This is a genomic window from Vibrio sp. SCSIO 43132 (genome assembly GCF_019904195.1).
GTDB lineage: Bacteria > Pseudomonadota > Gammaproteobacteria > Enterobacterales > Vibrionaceae > Vibrio > Vibrio nigripulchritudo.
Genome location: NZ_CP063199.1, coordinates 1,590,816 through 1,614,250 on the forward strand (window position 1 = coordinate 1,590,816; position 23,435 = coordinate 1,614,250).

General features: G+C 48.4%; 23 protein-coding genes. 21 read left to right on the forward strand and 2 right to left on the reverse strand.

The genetic code is table 11. The features are described from left to right. Positions 1–97 precede the first annotated feature (97 nt). The 21 genes from INR79_RS07160 (at position 98) to INR79_RS07260 (ending at position 21,773) form a co-directional block, all read left to right on the forward strand. Positions 98–1,069, forward strand: coding sequence for a hypothetical protein (locus tag INR79_RS07160; RefSeq protein WP_223096595.1), 972 nt, complete (start codon positions 98–100; stop codon positions 1,067–1,069). Then, positions 1,062–1,832: an ABC transporter ATP-binding protein gene (locus INR79_RS07165; protein ID WP_004401257.1), complete on the forward strand. Its 771-nt coding sequence runs from the start codon at positions 1,062–1,064 to the stop codon at positions 1,830–1,832. Before INR79_RS07160 ends, INR79_RS07165 begins: the two co-directional genes overlap by 8 nt. 54 nt (positions 1,833–1,886) lie before the next feature. Continuing rightward, complete coding sequence (locus tag INR79_RS07170) at positions 1,887–2,768, forward strand: branched-chain amino acid ABC transporter permease (RefSeq protein WP_223096597.1); 882 nt, start codon at positions 1,887–1,889, stop codon at positions 2,766–2,768. Between the two features lie 2 nt (positions 2,769–2,770). Further along, positions 2,771–3,838 carry a branched-chain amino acid ABC transporter permease gene (locus INR79_RS07175; RefSeq protein ID WP_022604459.1) on the forward strand — a complete coding sequence of 356 codons (1,068 nt, stop codon included), beginning with the start codon at positions 2,771–2,773 and terminating at the stop codon, positions 3,836–3,838. A 78-nt stretch (positions 3,839–3,916) separates the two neighbouring features. Further along, positions 3,917–5,257 (forward strand): ABC transporter substrate-binding protein, encoded by a 1,341-nt coding sequence (locus INR79_RS07180; RefSeq protein ID WP_200765609.1) that lies wholly within the window; start codon positions 3,917–3,919, stop codon positions 5,255–5,257. A 91-nt stretch (positions 5,258–5,348) separates the two neighbouring features. After that, positions 5,349–6,134, forward strand: coding sequence for an ABC transporter ATP-binding protein (locus tag INR79_RS07185; RefSeq protein ID WP_022592230.1), 786 nt, complete (start codon positions 5,349–5,351; stop codon positions 6,132–6,134). A gap of 136 nt (positions 6,135–6,270) precedes the next feature. After that, positions 6,271–7,920, forward strand: coding sequence for a GMC family oxidoreductase (locus INR79_RS07190; protein WP_022592229.1), 1,650 nt, complete (start codon positions 6,271–6,273; stop codon positions 7,918–7,920). After that, positions 7,920–8,372 (forward strand): hypothetical protein, encoded by a 453-nt coding sequence (locus INR79_RS07195; RefSeq protein ID WP_022592228.1) that lies wholly within the window; start codon positions 7,920–7,922, stop codon positions 8,370–8,372. Before INR79_RS07190 ends, INR79_RS07195 begins: the two co-directional genes overlap by 1 nt. Beyond that, positions 8,369–9,139 (forward strand): electron transfer flavoprotein subunit beta/FixA family protein, encoded by a 771-nt coding sequence (locus INR79_RS07200; RefSeq protein ID WP_022593541.1) that lies wholly within the window; start codon positions 8,369–8,371, stop codon positions 9,137–9,139. Before INR79_RS07195 ends, INR79_RS07200 begins: the two co-directional genes overlap by 4 nt. Then, on the forward strand, positions 9,139–10,095 hold the full coding sequence (locus tag INR79_RS07205) for an electron transfer flavoprotein subunit alpha/FixB family protein (RefSeq protein WP_223096599.1): 957 nt from the start codon (positions 9,139–9,141) through the stop codon (positions 10,093–10,095). The genes INR79_RS07200 and INR79_RS07205 overlap by 1 nt, the downstream gene beginning before the upstream one ends. 15 nt (positions 10,096–10,110) lie before the next feature. Further along, a complete protein-coding gene (locus INR79_RS07210) occupies positions 10,111–12,090 on the forward strand; it encodes a (Fe-S)-binding protein (protein ID WP_223096601.1) in 1,980 nt (659 codons plus the stop codon). Positions 12,091–12,109: 19 nt separating this feature from the next. Continuing rightward, complete coding sequence (locus INR79_RS07215) at positions 12,110–14,053, forward strand: acetoacetate--CoA ligase (RefSeq protein WP_223096603.1); 1,944 nt, start codon at positions 12,110–12,112, stop codon at positions 14,051–14,053. Then, positions 14,050–15,204, forward strand: a complete 1,155-nt coding sequence (locus INR79_RS07220) for a thiolase family protein (RefSeq protein ID WP_223096605.1) — start codon at positions 14,050–14,052, stop codon at positions 15,202–15,204. The genes INR79_RS07215 and INR79_RS07220 overlap by 4 nt, the downstream gene beginning before the upstream one ends. Continuing rightward, on the forward strand, positions 15,201–15,617 hold the full coding sequence (locus INR79_RS07225; protein WP_223096606.1) for a Zn-ribbon domain-containing OB-fold protein: 417 nt from the start codon (positions 15,201–15,203) through the stop codon (positions 15,615–15,617). Before INR79_RS07220 ends, INR79_RS07225 begins: the two co-directional genes overlap by 4 nt. 35 nt (positions 15,618–15,652) lie before the next feature. Further along, positions 15,653–16,102 (forward strand): MaoC family dehydratase, encoded by a 450-nt coding sequence (locus tag INR79_RS07230; RefSeq protein WP_004398849.1) that lies wholly within the window; start codon positions 15,653–15,655, stop codon positions 16,100–16,102. Then, positions 16,103–17,311, forward strand: coding sequence for an MFS transporter (locus INR79_RS07235; protein ID WP_223096607.1), 1,209 nt, complete (start codon positions 16,103–16,105; stop codon positions 17,309–17,311). Between the two features lie 32 nt (positions 17,312–17,343). Next, positions 17,344–18,768 carry an aldehyde dehydrogenase family protein gene (locus tag INR79_RS07240; RefSeq protein ID WP_022592219.1) on the forward strand — a complete coding sequence of 475 codons (1,425 nt, stop codon included), beginning with the start codon at positions 17,344–17,346 and terminating at the stop codon, positions 18,766–18,768. 9 nt (positions 18,769–18,777) lie between these two features. Beyond that, positions 18,778–19,962, forward strand: coding sequence for an acetyl-CoA C-acetyltransferase (locus tag INR79_RS07245; protein ID WP_223096608.1), 1,185 nt, complete (start codon positions 18,778–18,780; stop codon positions 19,960–19,962). A gap of 177 nt (positions 19,963–20,139) precedes the next feature. Further along, on the forward strand, positions 20,140–20,685 hold the full coding sequence (locus INR79_RS07250; protein ID WP_223096609.1) for a hypothetical protein: 546 nt from the start codon (positions 20,140–20,142) through the stop codon (positions 20,683–20,685). An 86-nt stretch (positions 20,686–20,771) separates the two neighbouring features. Further along, a complete protein-coding gene (locus tag INR79_RS07255) occupies positions 20,772–21,224 on the forward strand; it encodes a GIY-YIG nuclease family protein (RefSeq protein WP_223096610.1) in 453 nt (150 codons plus the stop codon). Between the two features lie 69 nt (positions 21,225–21,293). After that, positions 21,294–21,773: a DUF2059 domain-containing protein gene (locus tag INR79_RS07260; RefSeq protein ID WP_223096611.1), complete on the forward strand. Its 480-nt coding sequence runs from the start codon at positions 21,294–21,296 to the stop codon at positions 21,771–21,773. Between the two features lie 79 nt (positions 21,774–21,852). Here INR79_RS07260 and INR79_RS07265 read toward each other — a convergent pair whose 3' ends face one another. Together INR79_RS07265 and INR79_RS07270 are read right to left on the reverse strand one after the other, a co-directional pair. Next, positions 21,853–22,902 (reverse strand): Gfo/Idh/MocA family protein, encoded by a 1,050-nt coding sequence (locus INR79_RS07265; RefSeq protein ID WP_223096612.1) that lies wholly within the window; start codon positions 22,900–22,902, stop codon positions 21,853–21,855. A 39-nt stretch (positions 22,903–22,941) separates the two neighbouring features. After that, a complete protein-coding gene (locus INR79_RS07270; RefSeq protein WP_004398868.1) occupies positions 22,942–23,388 on the reverse strand; it encodes a MaoC family dehydratase in 447 nt (148 codons plus the stop codon). Positions 23,389–23,435 lie beyond the last annotated feature (47 nt).

The following is a 23,435-nucleotide window of genomic DNA, read 5'->3' on the forward strand; positions in this document are numbered from 1 at the left end:
TCTTTAAATGTGTACAGACCGAACGGTACAGAAATATGAAATCATGCACCATCGCAAGGATAGCGAATAAGTGTTGAAGGCATAGCCAGGGAAGCATATGAATAGTCGATTGCAGACCAACGTGACCAAAGTTTCTGAACAGGTTTCCATTGATGCGAGTGGTTTGAATAACATTGCGCTCAAGGCAAACCAGTCACCAGATCAGTTCGTATTTGTGCACAAATCACGAGGAGAGTGGCTGGGATTTAATTGGTCCTGGCTACATAAAACACTCGAAAGCACGGTGTTGTGTTTGGCCCAGAAAGGGTTCTCGTCTGATTCGGTGTTGTTGGTGAGTGGTAACTATGAGCCAAAACTTCTGGTTTTGAGCTTGGCGGTTTGCTCGATGGGAGGGCGAGTGGTCCCCATCCCGTCGACAGCCAATGAAAAAGAACTGTCGGAACTGATTGAAGCCCATTCCCCGACACATTGTTACATTGAAAAAAGGCAAACTTTGAATCGTTGCCTGTCCCTCCGGTTATCAAACTCTATTACCTGCTTTACTACGGGAAGCGAGCCTCGCACCGTAGGGCAGTGGACGACGCTACCAATAGATAATGTTCTAGTCTGCCCAGAGTTGCAGCCTGTATCAGAACACTTGAACGGATTGTTAACAGGAGAGACCAAGATTGGCTGGTGCGACGAATCTACCGATTGGCAATCAGGCATTCAGGTTCTTTTTGATACCACCACACAAGATCATCTCGCTATTGCATTTCCAGAGTCGTCGGAGTCATCTGGTCGCGACCGGGTTGAGATTCAACCTACCCACCTGATTTGTTCCAAAGATCGTCTTGGTAAATATGCGAAGGACTTTCAAAGCCGGCTCCCCACAAAAAAGGGCTTGGCGCTCTCACTTTCAACTAAAGCGCTCAAGGGATACCGGAGCTGGTGGTCACAACTTTTGATGACACGTCTGAAAAGAATTAACGGCTTCAGTCGGCTAAATAATACGGATTTGTCCGCAGTCAATCCGGTTAACTCACGTCTTGCTTCTGTTCATTTAGAAGGAGAGAACGCTCATGGATAGCATCTTAGACGTTCGTGATATCTCATTATCCTTCAAAGGGGTAAAAGCGATTTCCAATTTTTCCTTCTCAGTCGCCCGAGGCGAGATCTGCTCATTGATCGGTCCTAACGGCGCGGGAAAAAGCTCAATGCTGAATATTCTGAATGGTGTCTATCGACCGGATTCTGGGGAAATAGTGTTTAACCAGGAGCATTTCAAAAAGATGCATCCCCTGGAAGCGGCAAAACGGGGAATCGGGCGAATGTTTCAGAACAACGCACTGTTCAAGAAAATGAGTGTGTTAGATAACGTTCTCACTGGCTTATCCAGACACTCAACCGTTGGCATTTTCGCTCATGCATTGAACCTGCCTTCTGCCAAGCGTGAAGAGAAAATGTTTCGTGAACGAGCGGAGCACGTATTGAAGTTTCTGGATCTTCAGGCGCACCGAGACACGGTGGTTGAAAACCTTGCTTATGGTGTCCAGAAGCGCGTCGGCCTGGGAAGAGCACTGGCATCGTCACCAGATATGTTGCTGCTGGATGAACCGATGGCAGGGATGAATAAAGATGAAAAACTCGAAATGGCAGAATTCATTTTTTCAATCAATCAGGAATTGAACGTAACGGTTGTCCTGATTGAACACGACATCAATATGGTGATGAATCTGTCTGATCACGTTGTTGTACTTGATTACGGACGAAAAGTCGGGGACGGCACTCCGGAAGATGTTCAAAACAACCCTGAGGTTATAGCGGCCTACCTTGGAGAAGATAATGAGTAACTTCAATTCATTTAATTCTGTCTTCTCTGTCTGTTTCGTATGGAGTTTCTGGCTATGAATATCTTTATCGAAACGCTGATAGGCGGATTACTGGCAGGAACCATGTATACCCTGGTGGCGATAGGATTTGTTCTGATTTTCAAAGCCAGCGGCGTGTTCAACTATGCCCAGGGCTCGATTCTTCTGTTTGCGGCCCTAACGTTAGTCACCCTGATAGATTCCGGCATACCGTTTTTTATCGCGATTATTCTCACCTTGTTTGTTCTTGGCATGGGTGCCGTTGTGATTGAAAGAACGGTACTGAGACCTTTGGCAAACCGAAGCCCAATGACCCTCTTTATGGCAACCCTGGGTTTGTCTTACGTCGTCGAAGGGCTTGCTCAGGGGCTAATGGGCGCGGAAGTTCGGGCTCTTGATATCGGCATTGAAGATCTCCCGATTTTTATTGGAGACATACTGATTAGTGAGTTCGACCTTTATGCTGCCCTCATTGCCGTTACCTTGGTTGCGGTTCTGGCCAGCCTGTTCAACAAAACAAGATTGGGTATTTCTCTTCGGGCAGTTGCCGACGACATCAGAGCGGCACAAACCATAGGTATAAACCTGAACCGCATCTGGCAGATTGTCTGGTTTGTTGCTGGCGTAGTGGCACTGGTGGCCGGAATGGTCTGGGGCGCACGCCAGGGAGTTGCGTTTTCACTGTCGCTTGTTGTGCTTAAAGCACTGCCCGTGCTGATTATTGGTGGTTTTACCTCAATAGGCGGAGCCATTGTCGGTGGTTTAATTGTGGGTGCAGGTGAAGCGTTAGCAGAAACTTATCTGGGACCACTCATTGGCGGTGGCATCTCATCCTGGTTTGCGTTCTTGCTTGCTCTGCTGTTTTTGTATGTTCGCCCAGCCGGGTTATTCGGTGAAATTCAGGTAGAGAGGGTTTGAAAATGTCGAGCATGGACGCGCAAGTACAGGTTGCCAACAAATTTTTACCCTCCAATACGTTTAAGAGACCTCAAAAGCGGCTTTCTCTTATCTTAGTCATTGGGCTCGCGGTTCTGTTTCCAGCGGTGATGTCTGAATACTGGGTCTCCGCGGTATTGCTGCCCGTACTGATTCTGGCTCTGGCAGGCATAGGGCTGAACTTACTGACGGGCTACACAGGTCAAGTGTCGCTGGGTGCGGGTGGCTTTATGGCTGTTGGTGCTTACGCAACCTACGCCTTTGCCGTGCACGGAAACATTCTGTTTTTACCTTTAACCATTTTGCTGGGTGGAGTGGTTGCGGCAATTGTAGGCTTTCTGTTTGGTCTACCGAGTTCGAGGCTGAAAGGCTTCTATGTCATGGTCACAAGCCTGACGCTTCAGTTCTTTATTGAGTGGTTATTTACTCAGGTTGCGTGGTTCTACAACTATGGCGCTGTCCCCACTATTTCTTTGCCACCTATGGAATTGTTTGGGTTGGATATTAACGATTCTTCAACGGTTCGCTATTACTTCTCCATTCTTGTCATCTTCGGTCTCACCTGGGTGGCGTGCAATCTGGTTAAAAGCCCGATCGGAAGAAACTGGATGTCGATACGGGATATGGATACCGCCGCCGGAGTCATCGGGATCAATGCCCGAAAATACAAAACCTTAGCCTTTGCTGTTAGTGGCTTTTATCTCGGCATTGCTGGTGCTTTGTGGGCTTTCATCTTTCTTGGAACGGCGAGTACGTTAAGTTTCCAGATTGAACGCTCATTTCAGATCCTGTTCATCATTATTATTGGTGGTATGAGCTCAATTCGCGGATGCTACATTGGCGCAGCCTTCATCTTCTTACTGCCAATCTCCATTGATTATTTCGTGAAGACTTTTCTCGGCGGCAGCATCGACCCGGGCATTTTGTCCAACCTCAACAAAGTCATATTTGGCGTACTCATCATCTGGTTCTTGATTAAAGAGCCAGAGGGAATTACCCGAATGGTCAGTAACTTGTCAGCACGCATAAGGAACTGGCCACTCAGAATATAAGCAAAACGGAAAGGTTGAGCATTTCTTTCCACAACGACTGAGTAGTCGCGGATTCGGCTACCATCAACAAGGAAGCATATGATGAAAAACTACATTTCACGGAGTCTTTGCGTCACCGGTATTGTGTTGTCCTCACTGCTTGCACCCGTTGTGTCTTCGGTTGCGAACGGAGCAGAACAATTTGTACCACTCCCGACTTATAGGGTCGGACCCTACGCCTCAAGTGGTGCCCCCTGGTTTGCTGGCGAAATCGACTACTTCAATTACATCAATGAAGTGGAAGGCGGCATTAATGGCGTGAAACTGAACGTCGAAGAGTTTGAGACAGAATACAGCCCCGACCGAGCGGTTGAGGTTTACGAGCGTATTAAAAACGGAAAGGACGGTTCGCCAACCGCCTTCTTTATGACGCACTCAACCCCCGCCACCTATGCGTTGGGTGAACGCGCCAGAAAAGACAAAATCCCCTTGATTGACCCCGCTGGAGGGCGACCTGAATCGTTAAACGGCTTGGTGTTCCCTTATGAATTCCCATTGCTGTTTACTTATTACTCTCAGGGCTATGTAGCTATGGCATACATTGCTCAGCAGGAAGGTGGGTTTGACGCTCTCAAGGGCAAGAAGATCGTTACCGTTTACCACGACTCAGGGTACGGACGTTCGTCTCAACCCATCATGGTGAAACTGGCTGAAAAATACGGGTTTGAAAACATTCAGATCCCAGTCGCACACCCCGGTAGTGAACAGTCTGCAATATGGCGTCAGGTTCGCGGTATTCGTCCGGATTGGGTGGTACTGAGAACCTGGGGTGTCATGACCCCTGTCGGCATCAAAACCGCTAAGCGATTCGGTATTGATATCAACAAGATGATTGGTGATGTCTGGGCGGGTTCTGAAACCGACATGATTCCAGCGGGTGCTGCGGCAATCGGCTACAAAGCTCTGGCTCCTTATCCAGGTGGTACGGACTTTGACATCCATAAGCGTCTTCGCAAAGAAATCATCAACACAGGCAAAACCGACCTTAAAGACCTGAGGGGCTTCGGCACCGTGTATTACAACATCGGTATGGTGAATGCCGCACTTGCTGTTGAAGGGATGCGAACCGCGATGACCAAGTTCGGAAATCGTCCAATCAATGGCGAAGAAATGCGCTGGGGTCTTGAAAACATGGTGATAGACAACAAGCGCCTTGAAGAGCTTGGCATGGTTGGTTTGCTGCAGGAGCTGAAAGTAACGCCGGGTGATCACGAAGGTGGTGGCGCCGCGCGTATTCAGGAATGGGATGGCACTAAATTTAAGCTCATCACTGACTGGATCAAAGGTGACCAATCGCTGATTGCTCCGCTCATCGCAGAAAAATCAGCGGCGTTTGCAAAAGAGCAGGGAATCACACCTCGGGATCCAAGCAACCCATAAGGACTGGAATTGTGGATGAGCCTTCAGGCTTGTCCACATCTCCGATGGGCAAGACCGAAGCCGATAGACAAGGTGAATCCAGGGAGGATGCATGAATCGTCAGCAGAACGGAAATGAAGCGAGTCAGGATCTGCTAGTGGTAGACCAGATTGAAGTCATTTATGACGAATCTGTACTCGCTGTGTCGGATGTTTCTCTTACTGTAAATCGTGGCGAAATTGTGGCGGTTTTAGGCGCAAACGGAGCGGGGAAAAGTACCACATTAAAAGCGATTTCCGGATTAGTACATGCAGACCGAGCCAAGGTAAGCAAAGGGCGCATCCAGTTCAAAGGTGAAAGCAATATCGGTGTGGCTGCTCACCGGCTGGCGCATCGCAATATTGTTCATGTACTTGAAGGCAGACACGTCTTTTCGCGCCTGACGGTTGAAGAAAATCTGAAAAGCGGCACTTTTCTGCACAAGCTATCTAACCAGCAAGTGAAAACGGATCTGGAACGCGTTTATCACTGGTTCCCAAGGCTTAAGGAAAAGCGCGCCACTCAGGCGGGTATGTGTTCCGGTGGCGAACAGCAAATGTTAGCCATTGGTCGGGCTCTGCTGACCAGACCAGAGTTGGTTTTGCTTGATGAGCCTTCAATGGGGCTAGCTCCCATTCTGGTTCAGGAAATCTTTTCGATCATTGCCTCACTCAACAAAGAAGAAGGGATGTCCTTTCTTGTTGCGGAACAGAACATTCGTCAGTCCCTGAAATACGCGCATCGTGCCTACGTGATAGACAGCGGAAAAGTAGTGCTTTCAGGAAGTGCTCAGGATCTCGCACAAAGGGACGATTTACATCAAATCTACTTAGGTAACGCGCCGGAAGAAGCACATTAAAAAAGCAAAATACAAATAAAAATAACAAGTTAGAAAAATACACAATGGATTAAAGATAACACATCAATAACGCATAGAACGGCACAGTGCGGTTCCGAAATACTGCCTCTGCTGAACACTGTAAGGATGGTAAGACATGAGCAAACGAGTCAAAGAATCTGAAATCGCTGATGTAGTCATTATCGGCTCAGGACCGTCTGGTTCTGTGGCAGCAAGATACCTGGTTAAAGCGGGGATGTCTGTTGTCACTTTGGAGCAGGGTGACTGGGTTGATCCGGGGGAATACCCTGGCGATAAACCGGAATTTGAGCTGGCGGGTGGTAAGCAATGGCATCCCGCTCCGAATATTCGTGATCGCGAACGTGATTACCCAATCAATACAGCAGAAAGTGACATCGAACCATTGATGGCCTCGGCAGTCGGTGGAAGCGGAACCATCTGGGCTGGACACTGGGTGCCTTTCCTTCCTTCTGATTTCAAAGTAAGAACGTTAGATGGTGTGGCGGATGACTGGCCATTCACCTACGAAGACTTGCTGCCGCACTTACTTGCCGTTGAACACGATATTGGTTTGTCTGGAACAGGAGGCAACCCTGCCTATCCGCCTCAGTCTGGTTACCCGACACCCAACATACCCATAGGTAAAGTCGGGAATCGACTAGCACAAGGTCTGGACAAACTTGGCTGGCACTGGTGGCCGGGTTCCAATGCGATTCCTTCGGTTCCCTACAACGGGCTCAACCCTTGTGCCAGAAGGGGAACCTGCATGTTCGGCTGTAACGAAAAAGCGAAATGGTCGCCAGACTTAGCGCTTTTCCCGGAAGCGATTAGAGGTGGCCTGAAACTTATCTCTGGCGCGCGTGTGCGTGAAATTGAGTACGACGACGATAAACAGCGCGTAACCGGAGCCATTTACATCGACAAAAATGGCAGGGAGCGTCGTCAACGCGGAAAGGTTGTGATTCTTTGCGCCAACACCATTGGTACGCCACGTATTCTGCTCAATTCGATCTCCAAAACATTCCCTAACGGTTTAGCCAACAATTCAGGCCTGGTAGGTAAACGCTTAATGATGCATCCATTCGGACTGGTCATGGGGCACTTCCCTGATGACTTGCAAAGCTGGCAAGGACCATCCGGCATGCTGATTGATTCGTTCGAATTCTATGAAACCGATGAGAGCCGCGGCTTTGTCCGTGGTGCCAAGTGGGGTGGCATGTCCGGTGGCGGTCCATTGAGTGCAAAAGGATTTGTTGGATCTGAAGTCTTTAAAGATGGCGGAAAAGTAGAAGATGCCTGGGGTAACAACTGGCACGACATGATTGAACGCCGATTTGGCCGAACAGGGCTGTACGCCATCATAGGTGAAGACCTTCCAGAAGAATCCAATCAGGTCACGATTGACAGCGATCTTACGGATTCTGACGGTATTCCAGCCCCCAAAATTGTGTACAAAACATCTGAAAACTCAACGAGGCTGCTTGATTTCCATAACGCACGAGCTGAAGAAGCGTTACTGGCGGCAGGGGCCATCGAAACTCAGGTATGTCCGCAAATGCGTGAATCCGGCTGGCACTTGCTAGGTACGGCAAAAATGGGGAACGAGCGTGAAAATGCCGTCGTGAACCAGTGGGGGCAGGCGCATGATGTGCCCAACCTGTTCATCTTTGATGGCAGTACTTTCCCAACATCTGGCGGGGTCAACCCAACAGCAACCATCATGGCGGTAGCCCACCGTCAGACCATGCATATTATCCGTGAAGCAAGAAATGTGGAGGTTTCATAATGTCTGGAGCAAACCAACTGACTGAAGAAATCCGGCAGACCATCGCCAAAATCGCAGATTTTCTGATCCCTGAATATGGTGAAAAACCTGCGGCGTCCGATGTGGGCGTTCACAAGGAGATACTCGATAAGGTGTTCTCTGTTCGACCCGACCTCGTTCCGGATTTTATGCGTGGCGTTCATTTTGTGGATGGAAAAGACATCTCTGAAGCGATGAATGCACTGTGCAATGAAGACCGACGCGCCTTTGATGCCATAACCAATGTCGTTTCTGGTGGCTACCTGCTGTCAGAGCGAGTCAGAGAAGTCATCGGCTATCCCGGACAGGAGCCAGCGCCCTATGACCCTTATGAAACGCCAGAGTACATGACCAACGGCATGCTGGCCAGAGTGGCAAGGCGCGGTTCTATTTATCGGCCAACACCTTCGGTAGAGGCACAGAAGGAGGAATGATGAAAATTGCGGTCATTTTGAGGCTCAACCCAGTCCTTTCGGAAGAAATCGAACTGACTGAGGATGAGCGTGACATTGATAGAGAGTGGATCGGATTGGATTTAAACCCGTTCGATGATCAGGCACTTGAGCAGGCAGTCCTGCTCAAGGAATCCTATGGCGCTCATGTAACAGCCATTGCATTGGAAGATGAAGGCAGTAACCGAATGCTTAAAACCGCATTGGCAAGAGATGCTGACGCTGTCTATCAAATTCCCGTGGACATAGATGAAGAAGAGAGCCGCTCATCTCGCCGGGTCGCTTCTGCTTACGCGGAAGCCATTCAGGAAGTGAAACCAGATGTCGTCATGGTTGGTGTGCTTTCAACCGACGATGTGTATGGCGAACTGGCTCCGCATCTGGCGGGGCACCTTGGGTGGTCTCAGGTGAGTGCGGTCTCTGATGTTCGCATTGACGAAAACAAAGTCATTGTCCGGCAGGAATATTCTGGCGGTCGTGCAGCGCTTCTTAGCCTGACAACTCCCACGGTCATTGGTGTTCAGGCTGCAACTCAGCCTCCCAGATTTGTTTCAGGAAGCCGCTTGAGAGAATTGCTCAAGGTTGAGGTGCCTGATCTGGCGCTGGATTTAGATTTGCCTGACGACGCCTCTGAAGATGCTCAGCTTGCACTGCCTGACTTGGAAGATGGTGCAGAGATGCTGGAAGGCGAACCTGAAGAGATCTCAGAGCAGCTCTATCAACTGTTGAAGGAAAAAGGATTTGTCTGATGCAGAGTTTAATTCTTATCGAACATGATTCAGGGCGAGTTGCGGACTCCTCACTGGAGCTGATTCAGATGGCGTCTCACCTGAACCATGAAATCACCGCGCTGGTGTGTGCTCAGGATCGGGAGGCAGTCAGCACCATTGCATCGCAGCTTCCCGTTGTCTCGCAACTGTTGGCTGTTGAGAATCCCCTGTTCGCAAATTACTTATCGGGTGAGGTAATGGTTTGTCTGAACCAGGCCGTTGAACAGGTTCAGCCTGATTTAGTCCTCTTGAGCTACAGCACTGCCGGGGTTGATTTGGCAGGTGGTGTTGCACACGCACAGTCTATTCCTTTGGTTGCTTACGCCCTTGAAATGGCGATTGATGGCGATGCGCTGTCGGTAACTTCTCAGGTTTATGGCGGCAAAGTACTTGCTCGAAACCATGTTTCACTACCCGCTGTTGTGACCGTTATGCCCGGAGCCGTCAAATATGAGATGGAAGCAGGTCCAGCACCGGAAATTGTCGCTTTTGATGTTTCCGGATTAGGGAATTCAGGTATTCAGTTTGTAGGAATGCTTGAACCGGATAGTGATGGCGTTGATCTGACGAAAGCGGATCGGATCGTATGTGTAGGTCGTGCTTTGGGTGGAAAGGAAAAGTTACCTGTTGTGGAAGCACTGGCTGAAGCGTTGGAAGCCGAGGTTGGTGGGTCGCGTCCTGTTATTGATGCGGGCTGGTTACCCAAAGCGCATCAGGTAGGGAAATCGGGAACAAAAGTAAAACCGAAACTGTATTTGATGGCGGGTGTATCCGGTGCTCCGGAGCATCTTGAAGGCATGCAGGAATCGGACTTGATCATCGCATTAAATTCGGATGAACAAGCGCCTATTTTTAATAAAGCCCACTATGGTGCGGTGTGCGACATGTTTAATGTTCTGCCAGCGCTAACCGAGCGAATCAAAGCTGGGGGGTAAACGGCAATGTCATCAATGCAGACACTTCTCCTTTGGGTTATCACGCTTCTGGCGTTTGCGATTACGTTTTGGCGTTTTTGGCAAAGACTCAAACCGCTAAAAAAGGCCAGATCGATAGAGCGATTTGACCACATGAGTGAGCGGTTGAAAGGCGTGTTTGGGGACGTAGGAATGCACAAACGCCTTCTAAAGATCCGCTATTCAGGTGTGTTGCATTTGATGATATTCAGCAGCTTTATTGTCCTTTTTACCTCGATAGTTCAGGCGTTTGGCTCGGGTTTGTTTCCGGGTTTCAGCTTGGCTGCTTATGGTGGGGAAACGTGGATTGCGCTGCTGCAGGAGTTGTTTACCGTCATCATAGTCATTGGTGTCGGTCTGGCAGCATGGCAGCGATTGATTCTAAAACCCGCGCGGTTTGAAGGTTCAAACCAAAAAGATGCGGTGATCATTTACTGTCTGGTGCTCGGGATTGTATTCACCATGATTCTGGAGTTTTCTGCTTCCATTGTGGCTTCACAACTCCCAAGTCATGACTTTCGACCCATATCAAGCATGCTGGCTAATGGCATGCGAACACTGGGAATGACGCCTGAGGCAGGTAAAGTCGCCACTGGGGTTTTCTATTGGCTACATATTCTGGTGATCTTGGGCTTTCTGATTTACATACCCGGGTCAAAGCATCGCCACATGTTTACCGCAGGACCCAACATTTTCTTCCGACCTCTTGAACCCAAAGGGCAGCTGCGTTCACCGGATTCCAGCCAAAAAACTGAAAGTAGCGCATCGGTCGTTGAGACGTTTGATGATTTTTCCTGGAAAGATTTGCTCGATACTTTGTCGTGCACCGAGTGTGGTCGGTGTCAGGCGGTATGTCCCGCTCATGCGGCGGGTTCTTCATTAAGCCCCAAAACGCTGATTATGGATCTCCGCGAAGGGATGCTTAAAGCTAACTCCCAACCAGAAGCGAATGTACCAATTGTTGGCGGAGTTATTGCGACAGAAACCCTTTGGTCTTGCACCACATGTCGGGCATGCATGCAGGCGTGTCCGGTAAGAATTGAACATGTGCCGAAAATCGTGTCGTTGCGTCGCACCATGGTAGAAGCCGGGGACGTAGAGCCCATGCTGCAAACGTCTCTCACCAGTTTTCAATCTCACGGTAATTCGTTTGGAAAGCCAGCCAAGCAGCGAGCTCGCTGGACTAAGGGGTTGAAGCCGAAACTCAAGGACGCCCGTAAGGAACCTGTCGACATTCTCTGGTTTGTTGGCGATTTTGCCAGCTTCGATGCAAGAGCCCAGAAATTGTCTTTATTGGTTGCACAACTGCTGCAACAGGCGGGTGTTGATGTCGGCATTCTGTACGACGGAGAACGAAACAGCGGAAACGACGTTCGACGAGCAGGCGACGAAGGCTTATTTGAATTGCTGGCACAACACAACATTGCTCAATTAGAAGCGTGCGAATTCAATCGAATTATGACAACCGACCCGCACAGCCTGAATGCACTGAAATCAGAGTATCCCGCTTTGGGTGCGAAATACGATGTGCTCCATTATTCCGAGCTGTTGCTGGAGCTGATTCAGCAAGGGAAATTGACCGTCGATAAAAGCGCCTCACATCAGGTGACATATCACGATCCTTGTTATCTCGGTCGGTATAACGATGGGTTTGATGTGCCAAGAACATTGATTCAGGCACTGGGGCATGAACTCCACGAAATGCCGAGAAATCGAGAAAACAGCTTTTGCTGCGGTGCAGGCGGTGGGCGAATTTTTATGGACGATACCCATTTCAAAGAGCGACCCAGTGAGAATCGAATTCGCGAAGCCCTGTCCCTTGGGAAGGTGACCAGATTTGTGGTGTCCTGCCCGAAAGACGTGGTGATGTACAGCGCAGCGGTTCAGGCATTGGGTGTGGAAGAGCAAATCGTTGTTCAGGATTTGGCAGAGCTGGTATGGGATGCCGTGGGAATGGATAAGACTCGGGAAAGCTAAGGAAAGCTAGGGACAGTTAATGATGAACAAGGAAATACTTTGGAAACCATCTGCAGAACGAATTCGTCAGTCGAGGTTGAGTCAGTTTGCAAAGGACGTTGGTTTCGACCCGAATGATTACGATGCACTGCACCGCTGGTCGGTGAGCGACCTCGGTGGCTTCTGGTCGTCGGTCTGGGATTTCTGTGATGTTGTGGGCGATAAAGGAGAAACCTTCTATGTTCCCAGCCCCACAGCAAGAATGACGGGAGCTCGCTTCTTCCCAGATGCTCAGCTGAATTTAGCGGAGAACATGCTCAAAGGACCTGACGACGAAGTCGTGGTGTTTACCGCTAATGAATCTGGTCAGCAGGCGCAGTTTACGCGAAAAGATCTCAGGATGAGAGTGGCGAAAGTTGCCGATGGTTTGCGTCTGTCTGGAGTTCAGCAGGGCGATAGGGTGGCAGGGGTTCAACCAAACAACGTGGATGCCTTGGTTGCCTTATTGAGTACTGTGAGCATTGGGGCAGTATGGACTTCCTGCTCGCCAGATTTTGGTCAGTCTGCAATTATTGACCGAATCGGTCAGGTAGAACCCAAAGTATTATTCGTTGAACCGCGTTATCAGTATGGCGGCAAATCATTTGATATTTCTGATCGCATTAATCAGGTCGTAGACGGCATTCCGAGCATTCAAACCATTGTGCAAAGTGGTGAAGGTGAATTAGTCAGTGATCGTGTGATTCGTCAAAGCGATTATGGTCGTCAAGAGCCGTTGACGTATACCCGAACTCCTTTTGACCACCCCATTTATGTGCTTTATACCTCAGGAACAACCGGTGCGCCAAAAGCCATTGTTCATCGGGTTGGTGGGGTATTGCTACAGCATTTGAAAGAGCATGTTTTGCATGGCGATGTTCAACGTAATGATCGGGTAATGTGGTACAGCAACACCGCCTGGATGATGTATCACTGGAACCTGTCGGCGCTCGCTGCCGGAGCCGCTATTGTTCTGTATGACGGCGCCCCCATTCTGAAAACTCCGAACGGTTTGGATTCCACACCACTTTGGAATTTAGCCTCTGATCTTGGTTTGACACACTTGGGTGTTAGCCCCAAGTATCTGGCAACTTTAGCGGCGGAAGCGTTTCTTCCGAATCAGCACTACGCACTTTCAAGCCTGAAATCACTTATGGTTTGCGGTGCGCCGACACTGCCTCACCAGTTTGACTGGGTGTATCAGGCCATAAAAGAAGACATGATGTTTGCCTCCATTTCAGGGGGAACGGAGATATTAGGTTGCTTCTTAATTGGGTCACCGGTTCATCCCGTGTACCGCGGACAGCTTATGGTTAAAGCTCTGGGGCATTCCATAGCGGCTTTAGATGATCGGGATATTCCGGTTATTGGAGAGCGTGGCGAGTTAGTCTGCACTGAACCTTTTCCCTCAATGCCACTTACGTTCTGGGGAGAGGATGGTGATAAGCGATATCACGATACGTACTTTGGCGATCGGAACGAGGTGTGGACTCACGGTGATGTGGTTGAATTCACCTATTCAGGTGGCGGATACGTTCATGGTCGGTCAGACAACACACTCAAACCCGGTGGTGTCCGAATTGGCATTTCTGAAATTTACGCTGTCTGCGAACAATATAAAGAAGTGGACGATTACCTTGCATTCGGTCATCAGCATGATGGCGACGAAGACGTCGTACTCTGCTTAAAGCCTGCACCCGGGGAAGACATATCAAAAATGTTGGTGGCTGAAATACGCAATCAGATCAGACAGAGCGCTTCTCCACGACATGTGCCCGCGAGAGTGCACATCGTTTCTGATGTTCCTTATACCGTGAATGGAAAACGTGTAGAAGGCGCAGCAAGAACGGTAGTAGCGGGTGGCGTTGTTAAAAATATCGGGTCGATCGCCAATCAGGCATGCCTTGAAGAGTACAGACAACTGACTCGGGAGAATGCCTGGTGAATAACGCGATTGGGATAACAGGTGTCGCTTCTCTGAAACCTCAACGGCAAACCGAGGGTGTCACAACGCTGGAATTGCTGATGCGGGTTTCAAGTTACGCCGCAAAAGACGCAGGCTTGTCTCCATCTGATATCGATGGGTTACTGGTTTGCCCGCAAGTGGGTGAAACCCCCCAGCATGTGCCAGCAACTATCGCCGAGTACATGGGGCTTCAGCCGACAATGGCGAACGTTGTCGATCTTGGTGGTGCTTCCGGGGCGGGAATGATCTGGCGTGCCGTGGCTGCGATTCAAGCCGGAATGTGCGAAACCGTGTTGTGTGTGATTGGCAATCATCGCAATCCAGAATCCAGCCGTTCCCCCAACAGGAATCCGATTCGGGAATTTGATGTGCCTTTCGGTGCTTCCGGTGCCAACATCTCATACGCGCTGCTTATGCAGGCACACATGCACAAATATGGGTGCAGCGCTAAAGATTACGCTCAAATAGCAGCAGGTTCGCGGCAAAACGCACAACTTAATCCCAATGCCATTTTTCACGGAAAGCCAGCAAGTGTTGATGATGTGCTGGCGTCGCCAATCATCGCTTCACCTCTCCACTTATTTGAAATAGTGATGCCCGTGGCAGGGGCTGAGGCGGTGATTGTGACTTCCAGCCGCCATTTTCAAAAGGCGAATCATTCTCCGGTTTATCTTCTGGGAGCGGGGGAAAAAGTCACCCATCGCGCTGTCAGTCAGGCACCAAACCTCACGTCCGGTCCTCTTAAATCTGCCATTCAACGTGCATTAAAACAGTCTGGATTGTCCGTTAAAAATATCGATTTTCTCTCGCTTTATGACTGTTACACCATCATGGTCGCCACCACGATAGAGGACGCTGGATTGTGCGCACCCGGCGAGTTTGGGCAGTGGCTGTCGAATAACGGCGGAATGGGTGTTGAAGCCAAACAGCCGATTAACACACATGGCGGTCAGCTGGGTTACGGGCAGCCGGATCTGGCTGGTGGCATGACGCATGTGGTGGAAGCGGTTCACCAAATTCGGGGTACGGCAGAGGCGCGTCAAATGCCGTCTTGTCGTACTGCATTAGTAACAGGAAATGGCGCCACCATGAGCGAGGCCGTGGCTTTGGTTTTAGGAGCGGAGCAATGAATAAGGATCATTTAGAGCATTTGCAAGTTCCAGGACCAACGATAACCGCGTTGACACAGCCTTTCTGGCGGGCTGTATCTGAAGACGAACTGGAAATACAGCAGTGCCAATCCTGTCATCAGCACATTTTTTATCCGCGTTCACAATGCCCATTCTGCTGGGGAGAAGACTTGCAGTGGCAGCGGGTGACAGGAGGCGGGACATTAAAAAGTTACTCTCAGGTAAACAAACCGGGGCATCCCGGATGGATAGACATAACACCCTACTATGTTGGTTTGATTGAACTGGATGAAGGACCAACTTTGTTAAGTCATCTGTTTAGGACAAAAAAGGACATGCAAATCGGGGACAGATTCAAGTTTGCTCCTACAAACTTGGGTGGTCGGATTTTGCCCTGCTTCGAGCAGGTTTAACTAGGGTCATCAGACCCTAACAAAGGAACTGAGTTATGAGTACGCATGAAGATGGTTGGAAAGGGGTTATCAAAGGCAAACCTGAAGTGGGGCAGACGGCTTCAAGGAAGCGAACCACTAGACGGGAAGATATTGAAGCGTTTACGGGAATGACAGGGGACAGAAACCCGGTCCACTTTGATGAAGAACTTGCCAAAAAAACGCCTTTCGGAAAATTGATTGTGCAAGGTGGGGTAACAACAGGCATGTTAAATGCCGCTGTTGCGCAGGATTTGCCTGGTCCGGGAACCGTATTTTTGCATACGGACCTTAAATTTCTGAAAGCGGTTGGCGTGAACGAAACAATAACTGCGACTGTAGTGGTTGAGTCTGTGCGAGACGACAAACCCATTTGCCAACTGAAAGCCACCATTTCGGACAGTGAAGGGGATGTGTGTGTCGAGGGCAGTGCAACCACGTTTACGGTGGCGCTAGAAGGATTGTAAATGAGCGTGATCCCCGAACATTGGAAAGCATTGAGTTTAGCGGCTGCAGCCGTGATTTTGTCGTTAACCACGTGGTTTTCGGCAACTGCCATTCTCCCAGAGCTGATTGTTGTATTTGAACTCACGACAGAGCAATCATCCTGGTTAACCAATGCTGTTCAGGTTGGGTTTGTCGCCGGCGCTCTGACATCGAGCCTGATGTCCATTTCGGATGTATTGAAACTGACCAGGTTGATGGCAACCGCGAGTCTGGTAGCCGCATTATCCAACGCACTGCTTTTAACCGAACCAACGGGTGGTCTCGCCATGTTTCTTCGTTTTATCACGGGTGTCTCTCTGGCTTTCATCTACCCGCCTGCGATGAAGTTTATTGCTACGTGGTTTGTTAAAGGGCGTGGATTGGCAATGGGTGCAATGGTAGGGGCATTAACCTTAGGGTCCGCTCTGCCATTTTTGTTTCGAGGAGACACCGCCAACATCGACTGGCGGCTGGTGATCATCGGCAGCTCGGCGTGCAGCTTTATTGCAGCCATCATTTTCGGATTTTTGCTCAGTGAAGGACCTCACTCTTTTGCTAAGACAAAGTTTAACCCGAGGCAACTTGGTCAGGTTGTTAAGAATCGACCTGTCATGCTCGCCAATTTTGGTTATTTCGGGCACATGTGGGAACTCTACGCCATGTGGGGCTGGCTTCTGGCTTACATCACTGCGGCGCAATCGAATGGCTTGGAAGTGAGTAATGCCGCATTGCTCACTTTTTCTGTGGTGGCACTGGGCGCTCCGGGGTGTGTTTTCTGTGGTTGGCTTGCCGACAAAATCGGTCGTTGTTACGCCACGTCGATAATGATGATTTGCTCTGGGAGCGCGGCACTTTTAGTGGGGTTTTATTTCGATGGTCCTGTTTGGGTATTTACCCTTGTTGCTATGGTCTGGGGCTTCACGGTTGTGGCCGACAGCGCTCAGTTTTCAGCAGCGGTAACGGAGCTGTCTGATTCGTCGCTGGTGGGGTCATCGCTGGCTTTGCAAATGGGCATCGGGTTTGCGATTACGATTCTTGCTATCTGGATAACGCCGCAAGTTGCCGAGTGGCTAGGCAGTTGGCAGTGGACATTTCTAATCTTAGTACCCGGTCCCTTTGTGGGAACGTGGGCAATGTTGAAATTACGTCAGCATCCGGATTCAGTCAGGCTGGCCGCTGGTAAAGGATAATTGGGGTTTACAAGCCCTGTAAGGAAGGAATCATGATGGAAAATATAGGAAAATTTTATATCAATGGTCAGTGGGTCACACCCGATTCCAGCGACACTCATACGCTGATTAATCCGGCGACGGAAGCCGTAACCAGTCAGATCCCTATGGCCAATGAGACGGACGTTAACCGAGCCGTAGCGGCTGCAAAAGCAGCGTTTGATGACTTTTCAATGACCTCCAAAGAAGAGCGCTTAGCTTTGCTGAAGCGTTTATTGTCCCTTTATAACGACGCATACGAAGAAATAGCGCATTTGATGGTACTCGAAATGGGCACTACCAAAGCGTTTTCAGAAGCGGCTCAGGCGTGGGTGGGCACAGCGCACCTGGAAGCCACTATCGCGGCACTAGAGAAAGAAGTGTTTGAGGAGGTTCGCGGAAACACATTAATTTCAAAAGAACCCATTGGTGTATGCGCTCTGATCACGCCTTGGAACTGGCCAATGAATCAGCTGGTCGTGAAAGCCGCACCAGCTCTGGCAGCAGGATGCACCATGGTGGCGAAGCCGTCTGAGTTTTCCCCGTTATCCTCTATTAAATTTGCTGAGCTGGTTCATCAGGCGGGATACCCCGCTGGTGTGTACAACCATATTACCGGCGCTGGGGACAGTGCTGGTGGAGCTCTGTCTCGTCATCCTGATGTCGACATGGTTTCGGTCACGGGCTCAACCCGAGCAGGGATTGCGGTAGCAAAATCCGCTGCCTCAACTGTCAAAAGGGTGGCACAGGAGTTAGGCGGGAAATCAGCCAACTTGATCATGCGAGATGCGGATTTGGAAAAAGCGGTAAAAGATGGGGTAACGGCTTGTTATGTCAATTGCGGTCAGGCTTGTCGTTCACCAGCAAGAATGCTGATTCCAGAAGAAAAAATGGAAGATGCTAAACGCTTCGCCAAAGAAGCTGCCGATGCTCACAGCGTGGGCGACCCGATGAAAGATGTATCGCTAGGTCCGGTTGTTAATGAGATCCAGTTCGAGCGAATTCAGTCCTTAATCAAAGCTGGCATCGAAGAAGGAGCCACTTTAGTGACTGGTGGCTTAGGGCGGCCTGACGGTCTTTCAAAAGGCTACTTCGTTAAACCTACCGTATTCGCCGATGTTGATAATTCAATGACCATTGCTCAGGAAGAGATTTTTGGCCCCGTCATTGCGTTGATTGGTTATAAAACGGAAAGCGAAGCCATTGAGATTGCTAACGATACTGTTTACGGTCTTTCTGCATACATACAGTGCTTAGATATGGAAAAAGCCCGACAGATTGCCCGAAAACTCAGAGTCGGATCTATCTGGATTAATGGTGCAGACTGGGATGCGAATGCGCCGTTTGGCGGATACAAGCAATCCGGAAATGGTCGCGAGCACGGTGAGTGGGGGCTGGAAGACTATCTTGAAGTCAAATCGACGGCGGGTTACGTCTAAGGTCTGATTATGAAGGACAACGACATATACATTGCCGCAGCAAAGCGAGCCCCCATTGGAAAGTTAAATGGTGTGTTCGCAAGCTTATCGGCGGCGGAAATCGGTTCGCAGGTCATAAAAGGAATGCTGGCAGAACATGACTTTGACCACGAGCTGATCGATGAAGTCATTATAGGGCAGGTTCTGACAGGAGGTGCGGGTCAGAATCCTGCTCGTCAGTCAGCGGTTTGGGCGGGTTTGCCAAGCCGTATCCCCGCAATGACAGTCAACATGGTTTGTGGCGCAGGGCAGAAGTCGATTCATCTGGCGGCGCAGGCTATCAAAGCGGGAGACGCGGATCTGGTGCTGGCGGGTGGGCAAGATTCTATGACACAAGCCCCGCACGTGTTGCATGCCCGCGCACCCAAAAAGCTAGGCGATCAAATAATGAAAGACAGCATGATCACTGATGGGCTTTGGGATAAGTTCTACAACATACACATGGGGGAAACCGTCGAACCCATTGCCAGTCGGTATGACATATCCAGAGAAATGCAGGATGAGTTTGCTCTGAACTCGCAGTTAAAAACCAAAAGAGCGATGGAATCCTGCCTTTTTGAACAAGAGATTGTTCCCATTAAGGTGAAGACAAACAAAAGTGACGCCATTGTTTCCCATGATGAACAACCGCGCCCTCAGTCATCCCTCAAGAAGTTGTCAGAAATGCTCCCTGCATTTGTCGGACAAGGAACTATTACCGCTGGAAATGCTTCAGGTATTAACGATGGTGCAGCTTCCGTTTTAGTTGGGCGAGGAAGTGCGCTGGCCTCCGCTGGGCTAAAACCTATGGTTCGAATCGTCTCTTACGCATCCGCGGCATTGGACCCCATAGACATGGGATTGGGACCGGTACTGGCATCGAAACAAGCGTTAGCAAAGGCAGGGTGGACCATAGATCAGTTAGATGTGGTTGAACTGAATGAAGCCTTTGCTGCTCAATCCATTGCGGTAATGCGAGATTTGTCTCTGAATCCAGAAAAAGTGAACCCCAATGGCGGTGCCATTGCGCTTGGTCACCCCTTAGCAGCATCGGGCTGTCGAATTGTTGTGTCTCTGATTCATCAAATGATAAGAGCAAACGCAAAACGAGGCTTGGCATCCATGTGCATTGGCGGCGGACAAGGCGTAGCGATTTGCCTTGAGCTGTTGGGTTGAGTCAGCGCAACCAAATAACTCAACTTAACTTCACTTTTTCGCAGATTCAGTGGTTTGGCTAAATCTGCGATCACCTTTCTAATTCAAAGAGTTATTTTCCTATGGTCAATACTTGATATGTGATATGTTGCATTTTTTGTTTACATACACTCAATATATCTAAGGGAAAATTAATCAATGAACATTTGGTTTCTTAGAATGGACAAAGATGGCTGGGATGATCTTGACCTGAACCAAAATTATAAATATATCCACAGCGCACATGGTAGTTGTGGTGGTATAGATGTCGCTCACAGATACAAAAGCAAACTCTTTCCTGAGCTTGTTATGCGAGGTAAAGAGCTAGCTAATTTCATTCGAAAGGCCAAGCAAAAGTTAATTGAAAAAAAACTCTTTAGCTTAGAAGAGTCTGGAAAGCGACGTTGTGATATTGCTTTGAGGTATTGGCTATTAGAAATGAAGGAAGGTGACTTAGTCTTTGTTAGAAATAAAGAAGAAAAGGTGATTCTATGTAAAATCACAGGATATATATCAGAAGAGTTCTACGATAGGAGAGGATGCTTTCAAAGACCCGTTGAAATAATAAATGAGATTAATGAATCTATGGTTTCTTCAGAAATTTGGCGTAGAACACAAGGTCGAAAAACGATTGAGAGAAATGCCAAAAAGCATGTAACTGACTGGGTTGTTAACAATATAAGGTCGTTATCTTCTTCTAAATAAGAATGTTCCTATATGATTTAACCCTCAGTGTTTAAAGAAAAGTTATTTTTAAACAGATTAAAGAATCAAAATATAGCTAATTAACGATGGAATACTTAGATAGATTGATTGATACATGTAATAAAGCAAAAACTACTTCTTCAATTGCTGAATTTAAAGCAACCAGTTTTGATGATATTCCTGATATTGAAAGAGGGATCTATATCATTCAAGAAATTGGTGGTAATTCAGACTTCACGTATCAGTCTTTTGTTGATTTTAAACAAAAGAAGCTAAAGGCGTGTAGCAGAGTAAACGCTCCCTCTAGCGTTTTATATGTAGGCTCATCTACTACTGGGCTAAAGAAAAGGTTGAAACAACACTTGATTAGTTGTCCTGATAAAACTTATTCACTTCATATGTATGCTTGGTTTGAAGGTGCTTATGAAGTAAGAATTCTTCAATACGATGCTCCGTCTGAAATAATCCAGCTCATTGAAGATGGTATTTCTTTTGAGCTATCTCCTGCCTTTGGTAAACAGGGTGGAAATAATAAGTAAATTTCAACGTGGTATGGGTTGGTTATTCGTGCTCCATGCTGTTACTCGTTAAGCAAATAGGAAAGTTAAATGAAACATCTGTGGAAATGGGTAGTTATATCACTGCTAGTGTCTACTCCGATGAGTGCTTTGGCTATCGATAAAGGAGAGTCTGTAAGCCACTTATTAAAAGTGATGAAAATGGAAGAACAGCTTTCTGGCGGTTTTGAGGCAATGATACCGATGATTGATCAGCTAGCGAACAGTCTTCAGTTGAACAAAGCAGAAAAAGAAGAACTCACTGATATCTATCGGAGCTGGTATATAAACGACATTGATCGCCACCGCATTATAAATGAACTTGCTAACCTTTATTCCAAAACTTTCAGTCAGAAAGAAATAGAAGCGTTGATCGATTTTTATTCAACACCTACTGGGCAGAAGTTTGTTGAAAAATCGACTGTGTTGGTGCGAGCAGGTGCCCAGCTAGGTATGCAAGAAGCGGAGCGTGCTCAACCACAACTTATCGAGAAACTGACCCCTTTCTTGGAAAAACATCAAGCGAACTAGCATTTTCAATGTACGTAAAAGCCGAGTAGATTCAACACTACTCGGCTTTTGCGTATTCAGGTGAAAGGTAAAACGTATTCTAGTAAGGAATATCCGTCCCTTTCGCTGCGCTGCTTTCAAAACACGCTTCTACTACTGCCATTGTCTGGAAAGCATCGGCGACGGCGGTATTCAGAATTTCATCTTCGCCAGCGACAAATCGCTGAATGTTGCTCATGGTGCCTATAAAGGCGTCTGGGAACCAGCTTCCTTCTAATGGAATAGATTGCCATTCCTTACCATGTTCGCAGAACCAGAACTCATCCGGTTCACCATGTGGGTAATTCAACGCCACACCCATTTTAACGGTGATACAGCCTTCTGTACCCTCGAAGCGGAAGGTAGCATCCTGCGCTCTGCGACCATAGTTGTGGTTATGGTTAATCGACATCAGGCAGCGAAGTGGATAGTCATAATCCAGAATTGCACTGGTTCGGGTCTGCTTGAAGTCCTCAGAGCGTGGATCTGCCATGGTTCGGCAATAAACGGATTTCGGGTTGCCAGCTACGGAACGAATCAGGTCAATATAGTGAATCGAGTGAACCAGAAGTTCTATTCGTTCCATTTGGAGTAAAAACGGGAACATTTCCCAGGGGGTAAGAATGTTCAGATGAACTTCTATATCGGTCAGCTCACCTAACTTTCCACTTTGAATGGCATCTCGCATCGCAAGCATCATGGAAGAGTAGCGAAGCTGAAAGTTAACGGCGGCAACTAAGGACTTACGCTCGCATATCTCGCGAATCACTTTTGCCTGCTCTAAATCCAGCCCAAGAGGCTTCTGAATTAACACAGGTACACCGTCTGGCAATGCTTCTAATACTTCCGGAACCGCAACTGGGGGAAGTGGCAGGTCGTAGACCACATCGGTAAAGGCTGTCGCACTGTCTAAATCAGGATAAACCGTCTCGATTCCCCAGTCTTCGGCGACTTTTTGGGCTCGGTCGGTATCAATATCAAATATCCCCTGAACCTGAAACCCAGCTTTTCGGTACGCTGGCATGTGGGCATCGTGTACGATCCCACCCGCGCCAATAATGACGATGGGTTTGGGGTTGGAGGGTAAAGGCCAAGATTGTTGCAGTTCCATTTTCAATTCCTCTTCCTGAGATATAAATTTATACAGACCTTAGCTATTGCGCATTTCTACCAAGAGAATGTGTTCACAAAAAAGCACCACTTTCTCATCTTGATTCAGTACTTCGACGGTTTCTGTGACCTGACCAAAACCTGCACGCTTTGGATCTTCAATTTTTTTAGAAATCCGGATTCGGCTTCGAATGGTATCGCCAATATAAACGGGCGCAGGGAAGCGCAATCTCTCATAACCGTAAGTAAAGGCAACGGGGTTGATTTCGGTTGCAGTTAAGCCAATGCCGATGGCAAAGGTCATGGTGCCGTGAGCGATACGCTTCTTCCAGGGCTTAGTTTTGCAAAACTCTTCGTCTAAATGATGGGGGAAAAAATCGCCCGTGTGACCAGCATGAACCACAAAGTCGGTTTCGGTGATGGTTCTGCCGAACGTCTCTCGTGTTTCTTCCATGATGTAGTCTTCAAAATATCTCACTCTTTCCATATGTGATTTCCTATATAAATTTCATATTCACAATGTAGATTTATATT